This window comes from Intrasporangium sp. DVR (genome assembly GCF_040365325.1).
GTDB lineage: Bacteria > Actinomycetota > Actinomycetes > Actinomycetales > Dermatophilaceae > Intrasporangium.
Window position 1 is genome coordinate 187,392 of the sequence record NZ_BAABZW010000001.1, and the last position, 14,878, is coordinate 202,269.

The 14,878-nt window shown below is 69.9% G+C and carries 15 protein-coding genes; 8 read left to right on the plus strand and 7 right to left on the minus strand.

The features are described from left to right. The first annotated feature begins 295 nt into the window (after window positions 1–295). Window positions 296–700, plus strand: coding sequence for a hypothetical protein (locus ABWV20_RS00920; RefSeq protein WP_353352868.1), 405 nt, complete (start codon window positions 296–298; stop codon window positions 698–700). Window positions 701–791: 91 nt separating this feature from the next. Here ABWV20_RS00920 and ABWV20_RS00925 read toward each other — a convergent pair whose 3' ends face one another. The 5 genes from ABWV20_RS00925 to ABWV20_RS00945 all read right to left on the minus strand — a co-directional run bounded on the left by ABWV20_RS00925 (window position 792) and on the right by ABWV20_RS00945 (window position 4,969). Next, complete coding sequence (locus ABWV20_RS00925; RefSeq protein ID WP_353353189.1) at window positions 792–1,715, minus strand: cation diffusion facilitator family transporter; 924 nt, start codon at window positions 1,713–1,715, stop codon at window positions 792–794. Window positions 1,716–1,719: 4 nt separating this feature from the next. After that, the gene (locus tag ABWV20_RS00930) at window positions 1,720–2,439 is read right to left on the minus strand and encodes a cation diffusion facilitator family transporter (protein WP_353352869.1); all 720 of its coding nucleotides are present in this window, start codon (window positions 2,437–2,439) and stop codon (window positions 1,720–1,722) included. Next, entirely contained in the window at window positions 2,439–2,819 is a 381-nt protein-coding gene (locus tag ABWV20_RS00935) for an ArsR/SmtB family transcription factor (protein WP_502901733.1), read from the minus strand. The genes ABWV20_RS00930 and ABWV20_RS00935 overlap by 1 nt, the downstream gene beginning before the upstream one ends. A 15-nt stretch (window positions 2,820–2,834) precedes the next feature. After that, window positions 2,835–4,457, minus strand: a complete 1,623-nt coding sequence (locus tag ABWV20_RS00940) for a serine/threonine-protein kinase (protein ID WP_353352870.1) — start codon at window positions 4,455–4,457, stop codon at window positions 2,835–2,837. A gap of 152 nt (window positions 4,458–4,609) precedes the next feature. Then, window positions 4,610–4,969 (minus strand): hypothetical protein, encoded by a 360-nt coding sequence (locus ABWV20_RS00945; RefSeq protein ID WP_353352871.1) that lies wholly within the window; start codon window positions 4,967–4,969, stop codon window positions 4,610–4,612. A gap of 244 nt (window positions 4,970–5,213) precedes the next feature. On the opposite strand from ABWV20_RS00945, the gene ABWV20_RS00950 reads away from it, so the two are divergent. Continuing rightward, a complete protein-coding gene (locus tag ABWV20_RS00950; protein WP_353352872.1) occupies window positions 5,214–5,753 on the plus strand; it encodes an ester cyclase in 540 nt (179 codons plus the stop codon). Window positions 5,754–5,777: 24 nt separating this feature from the next. Here ABWV20_RS00950 and ABWV20_RS00955 read toward each other — a convergent pair whose 3' ends face one another. Next, complete coding sequence (locus tag ABWV20_RS00955; RefSeq protein ID WP_353352873.1) at window positions 5,778–6,779, minus strand: alpha/beta fold hydrolase; 1,002 nt, start codon at window positions 6,777–6,779, stop codon at window positions 5,778–5,780. 99 nt (window positions 6,780–6,878) lie between these two features. After that, window positions 6,879–7,706: a class I SAM-dependent methyltransferase gene (locus tag ABWV20_RS00960; protein WP_353352874.1), complete on the minus strand. Its 828-nt coding sequence runs from the start codon at window positions 7,704–7,706 to the stop codon at window positions 6,879–6,881. Window positions 7,707–7,858: 152 nt separating this feature from the next. Between ABWV20_RS00960 and ABWV20_RS00965 the strand changes: the two genes are divergently transcribed. The 6 genes from ABWV20_RS00965 to ABWV20_RS00990 all read left to right on the plus strand — a co-directional run bounded on the left by ABWV20_RS00965 (window position 7,859) and on the right by ABWV20_RS00990 (window position 14,848). After that, window positions 7,859–8,542 carry a winged helix-turn-helix transcriptional regulator gene (locus ABWV20_RS00965; protein ID WP_353352875.1) on the plus strand — a complete coding sequence of 228 codons (684 nt, stop codon included), beginning with the start codon at window positions 7,859–7,861 and terminating at the stop codon, window positions 8,540–8,542. Between the two features lie 321 nt (window positions 8,543–8,863). Next, a complete protein-coding gene (locus tag ABWV20_RS00970) occupies window positions 8,864–10,669 on the plus strand; it encodes a polysaccharide biosynthesis protein (RefSeq protein ID WP_353352876.1) in 1,806 nt (601 codons plus the stop codon). Further along, window positions 10,669–11,958: a Vi polysaccharide biosynthesis UDP-N-acetylglucosamine C-6 dehydrogenase TviB gene (tviB, locus tag ABWV20_RS00975; RefSeq protein WP_353352877.1), complete on the plus strand. Its 1,290-nt coding sequence runs from the start codon at window positions 10,669–10,671 to the stop codon at window positions 11,956–11,958. Before ABWV20_RS00970 ends, tviB begins: the two co-directional genes overlap by 1 nt. Continuing rightward, window positions 11,955–13,112 carry a DegT/DnrJ/EryC1/StrS family aminotransferase gene (locus ABWV20_RS00980; RefSeq protein WP_353352878.1) on the plus strand — a complete coding sequence of 386 codons (1,158 nt, stop codon included), beginning with the start codon at window positions 11,955–11,957 and terminating at the stop codon, window positions 13,110–13,112. The genes tviB and ABWV20_RS00980 overlap by 4 nt, the downstream gene beginning before the upstream one ends. Beyond that, complete coding sequence (locus ABWV20_RS00985; protein WP_353352879.1) at window positions 13,099–13,746, plus strand: sugar transferase; 648 nt, start codon at window positions 13,099–13,101, stop codon at window positions 13,744–13,746. Before ABWV20_RS00980 ends, ABWV20_RS00985 begins: the two co-directional genes overlap by 14 nt. After that, window positions 13,739–14,848, plus strand: coding sequence for a glycosyltransferase WbsX family protein (locus ABWV20_RS00990; RefSeq protein ID WP_353352880.1), 1,110 nt, complete (start codon window positions 13,739–13,741; stop codon window positions 14,846–14,848). The genes ABWV20_RS00985 and ABWV20_RS00990 overlap by 8 nt, the downstream gene beginning before the upstream one ends. The last annotated feature ends 30 nt before the right edge of the window (window positions 14,849–14,878 follow it).

Consider the following 14,878-nt stretch of genomic DNA (forward strand, 5'->3'; position numbering starts at 1 on the left):
ACCAAGGCAAGGGGACGCGCGGGTCTGGGCTTCGCTGGCGTCTGCCGGCCCGGTCGGGTCGTCGCGTCCATGGTTCTCCCGTTCGCCGTGTTCTCCGTCGCAATCTAGGACGAAGTAGGCGCTGCGTCTCAGGAATCCCAATAGAAACACGCGACACGTGCCTGACATGCGGGCCAAATCACTTCATTTGTGCTACGGGTCGGCAGGGAGTTCTCGTCCGGTCCATCCCTCGAGCGGCTGTATCAGCCTGTCCGCCGGCTGCTTCTGACCGAGGAGTCGGAAGGGGGTCTCCGTCGTGAGTGCTCATGAGCTGTTCCCGCTGATCAGGGTTCCGTCCGGGTGGCCGGTGCCGGTCATCGCGACCGTCGCGATGGTCGTGCTCGCCGTGCTCGATCTCGTCGGCGCGGTCGCCGCCAAGGAATGGGCCGACAACGGCACGGTCCGCGCCCTCGCGCTGGGCTCGGTCTCCTTCCTCGTGCTCTGGTGGGTGTATGCCTCCTCACTGAGGTACGCGGAGCTGTCCCTGGTGACGATGGGGTGGATCGTCATCCTCCAGGTCGGGCTGCTGCTCATCGACCGGTGGAGGTACGGCGTCGAGCTGCCGACCGGCAAGTGGGTCGCGATCTGCGTCGTGCTGATCGCGCAGGGCTACCTGCTGCTCGCCCCGTCCGCGGAGTCGACGGCCGCGGCACCAGGCTGACGACGGCGAGGTCCCGTATGCCGCTGAGCTCCTTTCGTGGTCAGCGTCCTGCGCGTCCTCCCGCCGTGACCGGTCGAAGGTCTCCCCGCGATCACCAGTCCAGCTCATGGCACTCGGTGCTGCGGGCGGGCTCGACCTGGAGCGTGGCGTGGAGGACTCCGTGCGTATCGCGGAGCACCGCTCTGGCGCTGTGCAGGACCTCGGGTGTCTGCGCGCCCTCCTCTGCGACGAGGTGTGCGGTGGCGACGAGCATTCCGGAGGTGAGGGTCCAGAGGTGCAGGTCGTGGACGTCGCACACGCCGGGGATGCCCTCGAGATCGGCAGCCACCTGCTCGGGATCCAGGCCCTCGGGGACGCTCTGGCCGAGGACGTCGAGGACCTGCCGCCCGAGGAGCACGGCCCGCACCGCGACGAAGGCACCGATGGCGAGTGCGACGACGGTGTCCCAGATGACGTCGCCGGTCGAGCTGACGAGCCACCCGGCTGCGATCACGCCGACCGAGCCGGCAGCGTCGGCCAGCACCTCGAGGTAGGCCCCCTTGACGTTGAGGGACTCGGTGGCGCCGCCGCGCAGCAGCAGGAGCGCCAGGATGTTGACGCCGAGGCCGATGGCGCCGACGACCAGCATGGGGCCGGCCCGCAGCTGCACGGGCTCCCCGATGCGGCCGACGGCTTCGACGACGACGTACGCCGAGACCCCGAGCATGAGCAGGGCCGCCAGGCCGGAGGCGAAGATCTCGGAGCGGTAGGAGCCGTAGGTCCGTCGGCCGGTCGAGTCAGGGCGCGCTGCGACGGTCGTCGCGACGAGGGCGGCACCGAGAGCGACGACGTCGGCGGCCATGTGGCCGGCGTCGGAGAGCAGGGCCAGGGACTGGGTGAGCCAGCCAACCCCGAGCTCCACGCCGAAGAACGCCGCAGTGAGCAGGAATGCTGCTCGCAGGCGCCAGCGGTGGCGGCGCCCGGCATGGCCCGGCGTCACGTGGCCGGTCTGGCCGTGCCCATGCGCCGTTCCCATCCGGTCAGTCCTCGCCGTGGCGCTCGTGCTGGTCGACGTCATCGTCATCGTCATCGTCGTCGTCGTCGTCATCCTCGACGAGCTCGCCCTCCCAGGCCTCGCGCCCCTCGTTGATCGCGAAGGCGGCGATGACGAAGCCGGCCACCGGGTCCAGCCACGCCGCCCCCGTCAGGGCGTAGAGGCCGAGACCGAGCAGCGTCGAGACGCTGAGGAGCACGCAGATCTTCGTCTCCGCGGCGTCGGCGAGGATGAGCCGGTCGCCGCCGAGCTGGTGGCCGACCCGTTCCTTGGCGGCGGCGAGGAGGGGCATGACGATGAGGGACGTGCTGAGCAGGATGATGCCGACGAGGGACTGGTCCGGCTCCTCCCCGGAGATGAGGGACCGGATTCCCTCGACCACGACGTAGGCGGCGAGGAGGAAGAAGGTGATGGCCACGCCACGGAGGGCGCGGCGCTCCTTCTGCTCGTCCGCCTCGCCGTGGCGCAGTCGCGCGGCGAGGCGGAGGCCGACGAGGACGGCCGCGGCCGACTCGATGCCGGAGTCGAGCCCGAAGCCGACCAGCGACACCAGGCCGGCCATCAGCCCGGCGGTGACGCCGACGATGCCCTCGACGATGTTGTAGGCGACGGTGAACTGGGCCAGCCGTAGCCCTCGCCGCGTCAGACGCTCGGTCTCGGCGGCCTCGTGCTGCAGGAGGGCGTGCTCGTGGGACGGGGTCGACATCAGGACTCTTCCGTGGCTTCGGCGCCGTAACGGGGACACAGCACGACGGCGTCGCCGGTGAGGCCGAGCAGACGCTCGGCGGCCTCGAGGAGGTCCAGGACTGCACCGGGGTGGCTGAGCGAGAAGACCGAGGCCCGGCCCTCGGGCCTGGAGGTGACGAGACCACAGTCCTTCAGGCAGGCCAGGTGCTTCGAGACGGTGCTCTGGGCCAGGCCGAGGTGAGCGGTGAGGTCGACCACGCGGTGCTCGCCGAGGGCGAGGTGCTGGAGGATCGCCAGCCTCGACGGGTCGGAGAAGCCGCGGAAGAGGCAGGCCGCCGCCCTGAGATCTCGGGTCTCCACGTCGGGCTGCTCAGGTGGACGTTCAGCCAGCATCGTCATGCGGCGATGCTATCGCTACAGGTTGCGGCTGCTGAGCACCGTCGAGCTGTCGATCTTCAGGACGCCGTCGTCCTCGACGAGTCCGTACGCCGTGCGCTCCTCGACGACTCGGCCGGCATCGAACGTGTACGTCAAGGTGGCCTCAACCGCCCCCGGCGGGGAGGCGCTCAGGTTGCGGACGCTGACCTTCCTGATGTCGTCCCAGAACGCCTCGTACGTGTCCTGGCTCCCGGCGGTCGTGCTCCGATACCGCTCGGTCAGCAGCTGGTATCCCTCGTCGGTGTCGTCCGGCAGCAAGGCGTAGTAGTCCCGGACGGCCTTGGTCAGCTGGGCGCTGCGGGGCGCGGGCTCCGTGGCCGTGGTCGTCGTGCCAGCTGTCGGTGACGCGCTGGAAGAGCTCGTGGTCGGCTCGGACGGTGTGGTCTTGGTCGGGCGGCTGGTCGCCCGCGATGACGGCGAGCTGCCCGCCGCGGCAGACGTCTCAGGCGGTGCTGCGGCGGGGGTCTGACCCTCTCCACCGAGCAGGGCCTGGACCGCAAGAAAGGCCACCAGAGCCAGTGCGAGCACCGCGACGGCGACGGCGACCCCGCGGCGCGAGCGGCGCTGGAGCGGCGGCGGGCCGGCAGTCCGGTGCCCCTCCGACGGGCGCGGCGGCAGCGCCGGCGGCAGGGCTTGGGTAGCAGCGGCCGCGGCCGGCAGGGCGACCGTCGGCTCGGGGACGGTCGGCTCGGGGACGGTCGGCTCGGGGACGGTCGGCTCGGGGACGGTCGGCTCGGCGACGGTCGGCTCGGGGACGGTCGGCTCGGCGACGGCACCAGCCTTCAGGTCGAGCCGTTGCAGCGACTCGACCACCTCTGCCATCGACGGCCGGTCCTCGGACCGGGCTGCGAGCATGCCGAGCAGGAGGGGAGTGAGCGCGCCCGCGCTGGCGGGCGCCGAGACCTGCTCGGAGGCGACCCGATGCAACAGCGCCATCGGGTTGTCGTCGAGGCCGAAGGGCGGCGCGCCCTCCACTGCGGCATAGAGAGTCGCCCCGAGTGAGAACACGTCGGACGCCGGCGACGACTCCTCTCCGCGCGCCACCTCCGGGGCGAGGTAGGCCGGCGTCCCCGTGACCATGCCCGCAGCCGTCAGGGTGGCATCTCCCAAGGCGCGCGAGATCCCGAAGTCGGTGATCTTCGCCGAGCCGTCCTCGGTGATGAGGATGTTGGCCGGCTTGACGTCGCGGTGGACGATCCCCGCTGCGTGGGCGGCGGCGAGCGCACCGCCGACCTCGGCCCCGATGAGCGCCACCTCGTCCGGCGCCAGCGCCCCACCCTCGGCGAGGACCTCCTGCAGCGTCCGCGAGGGCAGGTACTGCATGATCAGGCACGGCTGTCCCTCGTGCTCGACGACGTCGAAGACCGGCACGGCGTGGGGATGGTGCAGCTTCGCTGTGATCCGCGCCTCCCGCATCGCGCGGTTCTTCGCCGTCTCGGCCTCGGCGTCCGTAGCGCCTGGTGGCAGGTGGAGCAGCTTCGCCGCCACGGTCCGCTGCAGGCGCTCGTCCCGGGCCTGCCACACCGATCCCATCCCGCCGACGCCGATGCGTTCGATCAGGCGATAGCGCCCAGCGATGATGACATCGCGTTGGCTCATTCCTCGAGCTCCGTCCCGTTGCTGGCGGCCGCGCGGCCGAGGTCACCCCGTCGACGTACCCAGCAGCACGCCAGGCACCACCCACCGGCCCCAGTCGCTCAGCACGCCTGAGGGGCGCCTGAGCGGGGCCCGAGCGGCGCCTCAGCGGCGCCTCAGCGGCCTCGGCGATGACTGCGGCGGCTCCGTTCCGGGTCAACCCAGGGGGCCGGTCGCCGGGCGAGCAGGGTCGCCGGGTCTGCGCTCGTGGTGAGGCTGCGCAGCAGGCGCAGCTCGTCGCGCAGCCGCGGGGGCGTGGGCAGCCGGTAGACCGTCAGGGCTCGCTGGTAGGCGAGCATCGCGAGGAGGTAGTCGCTGCGTGCCCTCTCCAGCTGCGTGTGCGCGGCCGGGACTCGCCGGGCTTCCATGACGGCCTCGCGGGCTTCTTCCATGCTGTGCCGGAGCGCCTCCAGCAGGTGGGAGGCGTCGCGACCCATGGAGCCGGTGACGGCGGAACCGGCATCCGGAGGGTCCATGGTCATAGCGGAGTCGGGCCGCTCATGCGTGCCACCCTGCTTTCCACCGCTATCGGAGGGGTCGAGCGCGGTTCCCTCCACCATACGCTCACCCGAGCGGGCAGCGGGTCTGGGCGATCAGTGGGACGAGCCTCACACACCGGGACGTTCGACTCTGGTGCAGCCCCGCCGGCGCCACGACGCTGAGTCGGCGGTGACCCGTCGCCGACCTTCGGCGGCCATGGCGCCGCAGAAGGAGGACACCATGGATTCCACCAAGAAGCCGCTCAGTGACGCCGCGCTTCGCTCCTTCGCGAAGGCCCACTTCGACGCCTGGAACGCGCACGACGTGGAGGCCTGCATCGCGCTGATGACGGACGACGTCGTCTACGAGGACCCCGGCTTCGAGTCGGCTGCGCACGGCAAGGCCGAGGTGGCCGCCCGGATCCGCGCCATCTTCACGGCGTTCCCGGACATCCACTTCCCGGAGGAGATGGCGCACGTGCACACCAACGTCGACGACGCCGAGTGCGTTCTGACGTGGACGTTCTACGCCACGATGACCGGCGACCTCGTCGCCCCCGAGGGGAAGATGCCGGCGACCGGCAAGAAGATCCAGGTCAGCGGCGCATCGTTCAACCGCTTCCGCGGCGACCTGCTCAGCCACTTCACGATGTACTACGACAGCCTCGACATGATGGTGCAGCTGGGCTTCCTGCCGAAGACGAACGGGCTCGGGTTCAAGGCCGTGGTGCTCGCCGACCTGCTGGCGGGCAAGGCCAAGAAGGTCCTGCACATGGCCTGACCGTCCCGGATGGGGACGGGGCCGTTAGGCGCTCTTGTCCCGCTTGGGCGCGGCGCTGAGGGGCGCCTCTGGAGCCGGGCGAGCCGGATGGGCCGGGCGGGCGGAGCGAGCGGTGGCCCGGCGAGGCCGGCTCCGCGGGTGGGCAGCCCGCGCCGGCCTCGGCGGGAGGTCGTCCTCGCGCTCGGTCGTCGCCATGAAGTCACGCAGGACGTCGACGAAGTGGTCCGGCTGGTCGAGGTGCGGGAAGTGGCCGGCGCCGTCGAAGAGCTCGACCCGGCAGGCCGGCGCCAGCTCGGCGGCGCGCTTGGCGTGCTCGGCGGGGATGACCATGTCGTTGGTGCCCCAGACGATGAGCACGGGGACACCGGAGAGCTCGGTGAGGTACTCGAGCGCGGCGATCCGCTGGCCGTTGGCGTTCATCACGGCCCGCGTCGTGGCGAGGAAGGCGCGCCGGCTGTCGGCGTCGCTCAGCTCGGTGAAGCCCTCCCACGCTGCGCGGATGTCGTGGCTCGCCCGCCACCCGAGCAGGGCCAGGCCCCGGCCGACGAGCTCGGCGCCGCCGCGCACCCAGGGTGAGGCGATGACCGGGAGCACGACGTCGGCGACGGGCAGGGTGGCGGCGCGCAGGACCGGGCTGACCTCGCGGCCGAGCCCGCCGGTGCCGACGAGGACGAGGCGCTCGACCCGCTCGGGGAAGAGGTAGCCGAAGGCGAGGGATATGCCGCCGCCGAGCGAGTGCCCGACGATGGTGACGCGGTCGATGCCGAGCCGGTCAATGAGGTCCCGCAGGGTCCCGGCCTGGGCGGCGGGGGAGTAGTCGCCCTCGTGCTTCTCGGACGCGCCGTGCCCGAAGAGGTCGGGGACGATGACGCGGTTGGTGTTGTCGAGGCGGTCGACGAGGTAGCGCCAGTTGCGGTGCGAGCCGAGCAGGCCGTGGACGAAGAGGATCGCCTCGCCCTCTCCACTGTCCACGTAGGACAGGGTGTGGCCATACAGCGTGGTCTGCCGCGGGGTGAGGGGACTCACGACGCCTCCTCGGGTCATCAGTGCTTACTTGAGAGTAACCCGAGGAGGCGCCGGGCCCCGCCAGAAGCTGCCAGACTCACCCGTGTCGTGACCGGATCCTTATCCGGCGCGGGTCCCCGTCACGAGCAGGTACTCCCACTCCATCCGCCCCGAGCCGTCGGAGTGCTCGGCCGCCAGCGCGTCCAGAGCAGCGTCCAGCGCGGCGGCGCGGTCCCCGTCGTCGCCGATGAAGCGGTAGGTCGCGATCGTCGGGCCGTAGTTCGCCTTGAAGAACTCCCGGAAGTCCGTCGGGCCGGGGAAGGTCTCCGTGACCGTGCGCCGCTCCATCGAGAGGCCGTCGAACGCCTCGTCGAAGAGGCCCCGGACGTGGTCCTCACGTCCCCACAGCGGCGGGGGTGTCGCCCCGGGAGGGGGCTGAGCGGCATACGGCTTCATCACGGCGAACATCTGCCCGATGAAGCCCTCGGGTGTCCACGAGATGAGCCCGAGCCGGCCCCCGGGGCGCGTCACGCGCGCGATCTGCGCGGCGGAGCGCTCGTGGAAGGGCGCGAACATCACCCCGACGCACGAGATGACGGCGTCGAACTCCGCGTCGCCGAAGGGCAGCGCCTCGGCGTCGGCGACCCGCCAGTCCAGCTGCGCCCCGGCTCGCTCCGCGGCGGCTCGGCCCGACTCGACGAGCTCCGGCGTCAGGTCCGACGCGACGACGTCGGCGCCGGCCAGCGCGGCCGGGATGGCGGCGTTCCCCGAGCCGGCGGCCACGTCGAGGACGCGGTCCCCGGGGCCGATCCGGGCCGCCTGGACGAGCTCGGCGCCGAGCCCGGAGATCAGCTGCCGCGCCACCTTCGGGTAGTCGCCCAGCGCCCACATCGCCGCGTGCTTCGCCTTGAGTGCCGCGTCCGCGGCAGGGTCGATGACGGTGGTCATGAAGGTCCTCCCTGTGTCGGCCGGCGCCCCCTCGGCCGGGCGGCCCCACGCCGCCCCTTGCCGGCCTCCACCGAGGATGCGGCCGCATCCGCGAGCCGCGCCAGTACAGGGATTGGACTGACAGCGCGCCGCCGCCTGCCGATACTCGACAGATGGGACGTCACCAGCCCGGCGCCGGGCAGTACTGCCCCATCTCGCGGGCGCTCGACGTGCTCGGGGAGCGGTGGACCCTGCTCATCGTCCGCGACATGCTCGTCGGCGCGACGCGCTTCAACGACATCGCGCGCGGGCTGCCCGGCCTCTCGCGCACGCTGCTCGCCACCCGCCTTCGCCACCTCGAGCGCGCGGGGATCATCGAGCGGTCCGACACCGGCTACGGGCTCACCCAGTCCGGCCGTGCCCTCGAGCCGCTCGTCTTCGGGATGGCCGAGTGGGGTGCGCGCTGGGTCTTCGGCGAGCCGGAGGAGCACGAGCTGGACGCTGAGCTGCTCGTCTGGTGGATGCACACCCGCCTCGACACGAGCCTGCTCCGGTCCGAGGGCCCGTCGGGCGAGCGTCAGGTCGTCCACGTGCGTTTCGCGGACGAGCCGAAGCGCTTCTGGATCGTCGTCGACCGCGGTGTCCCGTCGGTGTGCACGGCCGACCCGGGCTACGAGGTGGACCTGACGATCCGCTCCGACGTGCGCTCCCTCTACGAGGTCTGGCTCGGGCGGCTGCCGATCGCCACCGCGATGCGCCGGGGCGTCCTCGCCGTCGACGGTCCGCCGGGCGTCTCCCAGCGTCTGGGGGAGGTGCTGCGCCTCAGCCCGGTCGCGGGCGCCGTCATGAACGCCTGAGGGTGCATCCCGAGCTCAGGAAAAGAAGATTCGGGGAGTGTGTAACGTCCGCGTGCCCCCGAGCGCTGTACGGGGTGAAAGAGGCGCCACTCGGACCCCCGAGCGAGTGGCGCCTCTTCCTTTGTGCCCGGGCACGTCGAGTCCGTATGCCGCTGGGCTCGCTCCCGCTTGAGGATCCTCCCTCGCGGACGTGGCTTGGGTCACGGCGTCCACCTTCGGCGATTTTGGATGTTCGGGTGCCTTTGTCGGCACCCCGACATACCATGCTTGTGGGTTGCCTGGGGGAGGCATTGGGTGTTCGGGGTGGTAGGGGTTCCAGGGGTGTCAATCTCAATTTTCAATGACAGGCGATGGCTCGTCATCGCCTGGGACGCGATGGCGTGGGTCATCGCCCTGTTCGCGTTCATCGTGGTGCGCTTCGCGATGGTCCTGCCCGCTCGCGTCTGGCAGGCCGCCCTGACGTACGTCGTGCTGGCCATCGTGCTGCAGATCGTGGCCGGCTACCACTTCCATCTCTACCGCGGCCGGAGCCGGCTCGGCAGCTTCGACGAGGTGAGCCTGTCGGCCCTCATCGTCGCCGGCATCAGCGTGGTCCTGGGCGGCTGGTACTTCATCTCCCAGCCGGTCTTCTCGCGGTCACTCGTGATCACGGTCCCGGCCTTGGCGTTCGTCATCATGGGTGCGGGCCGCTGGGCGTTCCGCACCGCGACCGGCAGCACTCGCCGCAACCGGGACCAGGAGTCGTCGGTCCCGGCGCTCGTCTACGGCGCGGGTGAGGCGGGGCACCAGGTGGCCCACCTCGTCGACCTCGACGACCACCCTCCCTACGCCATCGTCGGCTTCCTGGACGACGACCCCCGCAAGCGGTTCCTGCGGGTCAGCGGCCGGCGCGTCATGGGCCGTGGGGCCGACCTCCTTCAGGTGGCCGAGGCGACCGGGGCCGAGGTCGTCATCGTCGCGATCACGCATGCGTCGCCACAGCTGCTCCAAGACCTCTCCGACCGCTGCACCGAGGCCGGGCTGAGCCTCGTCGTCGTGCCCCCGGTCCGCGAGATGATCGGTGGGCGGGTCGAGCTCGACAAGCTGCGCGAGTTCAACGTGAGCGACCTGCTCGGCCGCCGCGAGATCGAGACGAGCGCCGCCCAGATCTCCGGCTACGTCACCGGCAAGGTCGTGCTCATCACCGGCGCCGGCGGGTCCATCGGCTCGGAGCTGGCGCGTCAGGTGCACGCCCTGGGGCCGGCCTCCCTCGTCCTGCTCGACCGGGACGAGTCGGCGCTCCACGCGGTGCAGCTGACCATCGACGGGTCGGGCCTGCTCGACGACGACACCATCGTCCTGTGCGACATCCGGGACGCGGACGCGCTCTGCGACGTCTTCGACCGGCACCGCCCCGAGGTCGTCTTCCACGCCGCGGCGCTCAAGCACCTGCCGATGCTCGAGCGGTTCCCCGAGGAGGGCTGGAAGACCAACGTCCTCGGGACCCTCAACGTCCTGCAGTGCGCCGTGGACATCGGCGTCGAGCACTTCGTCAACGTCTCCACCGACAAGGCCGCCGACGCGACGAGCGTGCTCGGGCAGACCAAGCGGCTGGCCGAGCGGCTCACCGCGTGGTTCGGCGACGAGACCGGGCGGTCCTTCCTGTCCGTGCGCTTCGGCAACGTCCTCGGCTCCCGCGGCTCCGTGCTGGAGACCTTCCGTGCCCAGATCGACCGGGGCGGTCCCGTGACCGTGACCCACCCTGACGTGACGCGCTACTTCATGACGATCCCCGAGGCGTGCGAGCTCGTGCTGCAGGCCGGTGCGATCGGTGCCGCGGGCGACGTGCTCGTCCTCGACATGGGCCAGCCGGTGCGGATCGTCGACGTCGCTCGTCGCCTCATCGACGAGTCCGAGCGCTCGATCGACATCACCTTCACGGGCCTGCGCCAGGGCGAGAAGCTGCACGAGGTGCTGCTCAGCGCGGCAGAGCAGGGACGGCCGACGAGCCACTCGCTCATCACCCGTGTCTCGGCCCCGCCGCTCGACCCCGTGCCGCTGCTCGCTGACCGGGTGACCGAGAGCGATCTCGGCGACCTGGTCGACCCCCGCCCCACCGGTTCTGGCGGCGTGGACAATAGGCACTGATGGGACTACCGCGTTTCCCGCAGGACATCCGCCTTGCCGTCGTCGGCCTGGGTTACGTCGGCCTGCCGCTGGCGGTCGAGTTCGGCAAGGTGCTCGACGTTGTCGGATATGACATCGACGCGCGCAGGGTGAAGGAGCTGCGGGGCGGTCACGACCACACGCTCGAGGTCGAGGACGGCCAGCTGGCCGCGGCGACGCGGCTGCGCTACAGCGACGACGAGACCGATCTCCGCGATGCGAACGTCTACATCGTCACGACGCCGACCCCCATCGACGAGTTCAAGCAGCCGGACCTCTCACCGGTCCTGTCCGCGACCGAGGCCATCGGTCGGGCGCTGCAGCCCGGTGGCACCGTGATCTACGAGTCGACCGTCTACCCGGGAGCCACGGAGGAGCGCTGTGTCCCCCTGCTCGAGGAGGTCTCGGGGCTGAAGTTCAACCGCGACTTCTTCGTCGGCTACAGCCCCGAGCGGATCAACCCCGGCGACCGGGAGCACCGGCTGCCGACCATCGTCAAGGTCACCTCGGGCTCCACGCCGGAGGTGGCGGACTTCGTCGACTCCCTCTACCGGCTCGTCATCACGGCGGGGACGCACCGCGCGCCGTCGATCCGAGTCGCCGAGGCCGCGAAGGTCATCGAGAACACGCAGCGCGACGTCAACATCGCCCTGATCAACGAGCTCGCGGTGCTCTTCAACCGGCTGGGGATCGACACCGAGGACGTGCTCCGTGCAGCCGGGTCGAAATGGAACTTCCTCGGCTTCCGGCCCGGCCTCGTCGGCGGCCACTGCATCGGTGTCGACCCGTACTACCTGACGCACAAGGCGCAGTCCGTGGGCTACCACCCGGAGATCATCCTCGCCGGCCGTCGCCTCAACGACTCGATGGGCTCCTACGTCGCCTCGCAGCTCGTCAAGCGGATGACGAAGCAGGACCTGTCCGTGCGGGGGGCCCGCGTGCTGATCCTCGGGCTGACGTTCAAGGAGAACACCCCCGACCTGCGCAACACGCGCGTCGTCGACATCGTCGGCGAGCTCGCTGACTACGAGATCTCCGTCGATGTCCACGATCCCTGGGCGGACCCGGAGGACGCGCGCCGCCACTACGGGATCGACCTCGTCCCCGAGCCGGAGCCCGGTGCCTACGACGCGATCATCGTGGCCGTGGCGCACCGGCAGTTCGTCGAGCTCGGCGCGGCCGGGATCAGGGCGTTCGGCGCCAGGGATCGCCACGTGCTCTACGACCTGAAGTACGTCCTTGACCAAGCCGACTCGGACCTGCGGCTATGAGCGACCGGATCTACCTGTCGTCGCCGGACATCACCGTGGCGGAGGAGGCGGCGGTCCTCCGGGCCATCCGGTCCGGCTGGGTCGCGCCGCTCGGTCCCGAGGTCGACGCCTTCGAGGCCGAGCTGGCCGAGTTCTGCGGCCGCCAGCACGCGGTCGCGCTCTCGTCGGGGACGGCCGCGCTGCACCTCGGGCTGCTCATCCTCGGTGTCGCCCCCGGAGATCTCGTCGTGACGTCGACGATGACCTTCGCGGCGACCGCCAACGCGATCACGTACACCGGCGCTGAGCCGCTCTTCGTCGACTGCGACGAGACCGGCAACCTCGACCCTGCTCTGCTCGACAAGGCCTTCGCCGAGACCGCTGGGAGCGACCGCCGGATCGCGGCGGTCGTGCCGGTCGACCTCTTCGGCAAAGTCGCTGACCACGCTTCGATCGCGGCAGCTGCTGACGACCACGGGGTGCCGGTGCTGTCGGACGCAGCCGAATCGCTGGGGGCCGTTCGCGACGGACTGAGCTCAGCGGCATACGGACTGGCGGCTGCGGTCTCGTTCAACGGGAACAAGGTCATGACGACCTCCGGTGGGGGAGCGCTGCTCACGGACGACGCCGGCATCGCGGAGCGGGCGCGGTATCTGGCGACGCAGGCGCGGCAGCCGGTCGTGCACTACGAGCACACGGACATCGGCTACAACTACCGGCTGTCGAACCTGCTTGCCGCGCTGGGGCGGGCCCAGCTGGCGCGGCTGCCGGAGATGATCGAGCGGCGGCGGGGCCATCGGCTGGCGTATCGAGAGCTGTTTGCCGGGGTGCCTGGCGTGACCGTCTTCGGGGAGCCGTCCGGAGCCGATGGTGGCGAGACGCGCGACAACTTCTGGCTGACGTCGGTGCTGGTCGAGCCGGCTGTGGCTGGGTTCAGCGCCGAGGACCTGCGGCTGGCGCTGGCAGCCGACAACATCGAGGCGCGGCCGCTGTGGAAGCCGATGCACCTGCAGCCCATCTTCGCGGGGGCGCGGTCGGTGCTGAACGGGACGAGTGAGCGGCTGTTTGAGCTGGGCCTGTCGCTGCCGAGCGGATCGGCGCTGACTGCTGCCGAGGTTGGCCGGATTCACTCGGTGGTCGAGTCGTTCCTGGAGGTGGACCGTGCGGCGGGCTGACCGGGAGCGGCAGCTCCGCCGCTACGACGCGGTCAAGCGGGGGATGGACGTCGTCGTGAGCGCTGTGGGGCTGGTGGTGACCGCGCCGGTGCAGCTGGTTGTCGCTGGAGTCGTGCGGGCCGCGCTTGGGTCGCCTGTGCTGTTTCACCAGCGGCGGCCGGGCAAGGATGGCGTGATCTTCGAGCTGGTGAAGTTCCGGACGATGCGGCATCCCGATGCGGAGCACCAGACCGACGCTGAGCGGCTGACGGGGGTCGGTCAGTTCCTGCGCTCGACCAGCCTCGACGAGCTGCCGACCCTCTGGAACGTGCTGAAGGGGGACATGAGCCTGGTGGGGCCTCGGCCGCTGTTGGTGGAGTACCTGCCGCTCTACAGCGCGGAGCAGGCCCGGCGACATGAGGTCCGGCCAGGGATAACCGGCTTGGCCCAGGTGTCCGGCCGCAACTCGGTCGACTGGGTCGACAGGCTTGCACTCGATGTGAACTACATCGACCGCCGCGATCTCGCACTTGACGTTGAGATCCTGTGGCGGACTATAACCGCCGTTTTGATGCGCCGAGGCGTAGCCCAGGACGGCCAGGCAACGATGAGCGAGTTCATGGGGCCCATGACCAGCGTGCGTCCCAATGACTGAACTTCCTGTGAGCAAGTCAGCCGCGAGTGCTGAGGAGCCACCCAAACCTATTTCCTGGAGGGCCCGCGCTATAGCCTTGTACCTACCGCAATTCCACACGATTCCCCAGAATGACGAGTGGTGGGGGCCCGGATTCACGGAGTGGACGAACGTCGCTCGTGCTCGCCCATTGTTTCCTGGCCACTCACAACCGCATCTGCCTGCGGACCTCGGCTTCTACGACTTACGCGTCCCTGAGGTCCGGGAACAACAGGCGGCTCTTGCTCGCGCTAACGGTATTGAAGCCTTCTGCTATTGGCATTACTGGTTCGGAGACGGTCGTCGAATTCTCGAACGACCCTTCCAAGAGGTGCTTTCGTCCGGGGTGCCCAAGTTCAGTTTCTGCCTGGGATGGGCAAACGAATCGTGGACTGGGATCTGGCACGGAGCGGCAGACAAGGTGCTGATTGAGCAGCGCTATCCGGGACCAGAGGATTCTGCTGCCCACTTTAGGACCCTCTTGAGTGCCTTTCGGGATGAGCGTTATCTCCGAGTGCATGGTCGACCCATCTTCTATGTGTACCGCCCGGGCGCGCTGCCAAGCGCCTCACAGTTCGTCGACTACTGGCAGGCATTGGCCAAGGCTGCGGGCCTGCCTGACCTGTACTTCGTGGCCGGTCTGGGTCACGGGTACGACCATTTCATCGAGGATGGCTTCGACGCCGGATTCCATCAGCGCCTCCCCTACGCGGAGAAGCGAGGCCTACAGCTAGTGACCCGGATCCGACGTAAGCTGCTGAAACATCCCTTGGTGCGGCGATACTCCGAAGAGCCGCCTCAGCAGAGCCCTGACCCAAATCATGCCAGAGTCCAACCTTGTGTAATTCCCAACTGGGACAATACTCCTAGATCCGGACGCAACGGGGTGGTCCTGACCGGCGCGACACCCGATCGATTCAGGGCCCACGTTCGCTCGGCCGTCGCCACCCTTGCGGCGCGCCCACCGGAAGAGCGACTTCTGTGGGTGAAATCATGGAATGAATGGGCTGAAGGCAACTATCTTGAGCCAGATTGGGAAGTCGGCCACGCCCGGCTTCGGGTGCTCAAGGAGGAACTCCAATGACGAACCCGCATGCGACACTCGCTAAAGGGA

Bases quoted from the DNA above. Each gene is read 5' to 3' on its own strand.
- ABWV20_RS00960 (WP_353352874.1), bottom strand. From the start codon at position 7,706: ATGACCACCGTCATCGACCCTGCCGCGGACGCGGCACTCAAGGCGAAG.
- ABWV20_RS00945 (WP_353352871.1), bottom strand. From the start codon at position 4,969: ATGGACCCTCCGGATGCCGGTTCCGCCGTCACCGGCTCCATGGGTCGC.
- ABWV20_RS00925 (WP_353353189.1), bottom strand. From the start codon at position 1,715: ATGGGAACGGCGCATGGGCACGGCCAGACCGGCCACGTGACGCCGGGC.
- ABWV20_RS00930 (WP_353352869.1), bottom strand. From the start codon at position 2,439: ATGTCGACCCCGTCCCACGAGCACGCCCTCCTGCAGCACGAGGCCGCC.
- tviB (WP_353352877.1), top strand. From the start codon at position 10,669: ATGGGACTACCGCGTTTCCCGCAGGACATCCGCCTTGCCGTCGTCGGC.
- ABWV20_RS00950 (WP_353352872.1), top strand. From the start codon at position 5,214: ATGGATTCCACCAAGAAGCCGCTCAGTGACGCCGCGCTTCGCTCCTTC.
- ABWV20_RS00990 (WP_353352880.1), top strand. From the start codon at position 13,739: ATGACTGAACTTCCTGTGAGCAAGTCAGCCGCGAGTGCTGAGGAGCCA.
- ABWV20_RS00940 (WP_353352870.1), bottom strand. From the start codon at position 4,457: ATGAGCCAACGCGATGTCATCATCGCTGGGCGCTATCGCCTGATCGAA.
- ABWV20_RS00935 (WP_502901733.1), bottom strand. From the start codon at position 2,819: ATGACGATGCTGGCTGAACGTCCACCTGAGCAGCCCGACGTGGAGACC.
- ABWV20_RS00980 (WP_353352878.1), top strand. From the start codon at position 11,955: ATGAGCGACCGGATCTACCTGTCGTCGCCGGACATCACCGTGGCGGAG.
- ABWV20_RS00965 (WP_353352875.1), top strand. From the start codon at position 7,859: ATGGGACGTCACCAGCCCGGCGCCGGGCAGTACTGCCCCATCTCGCGG.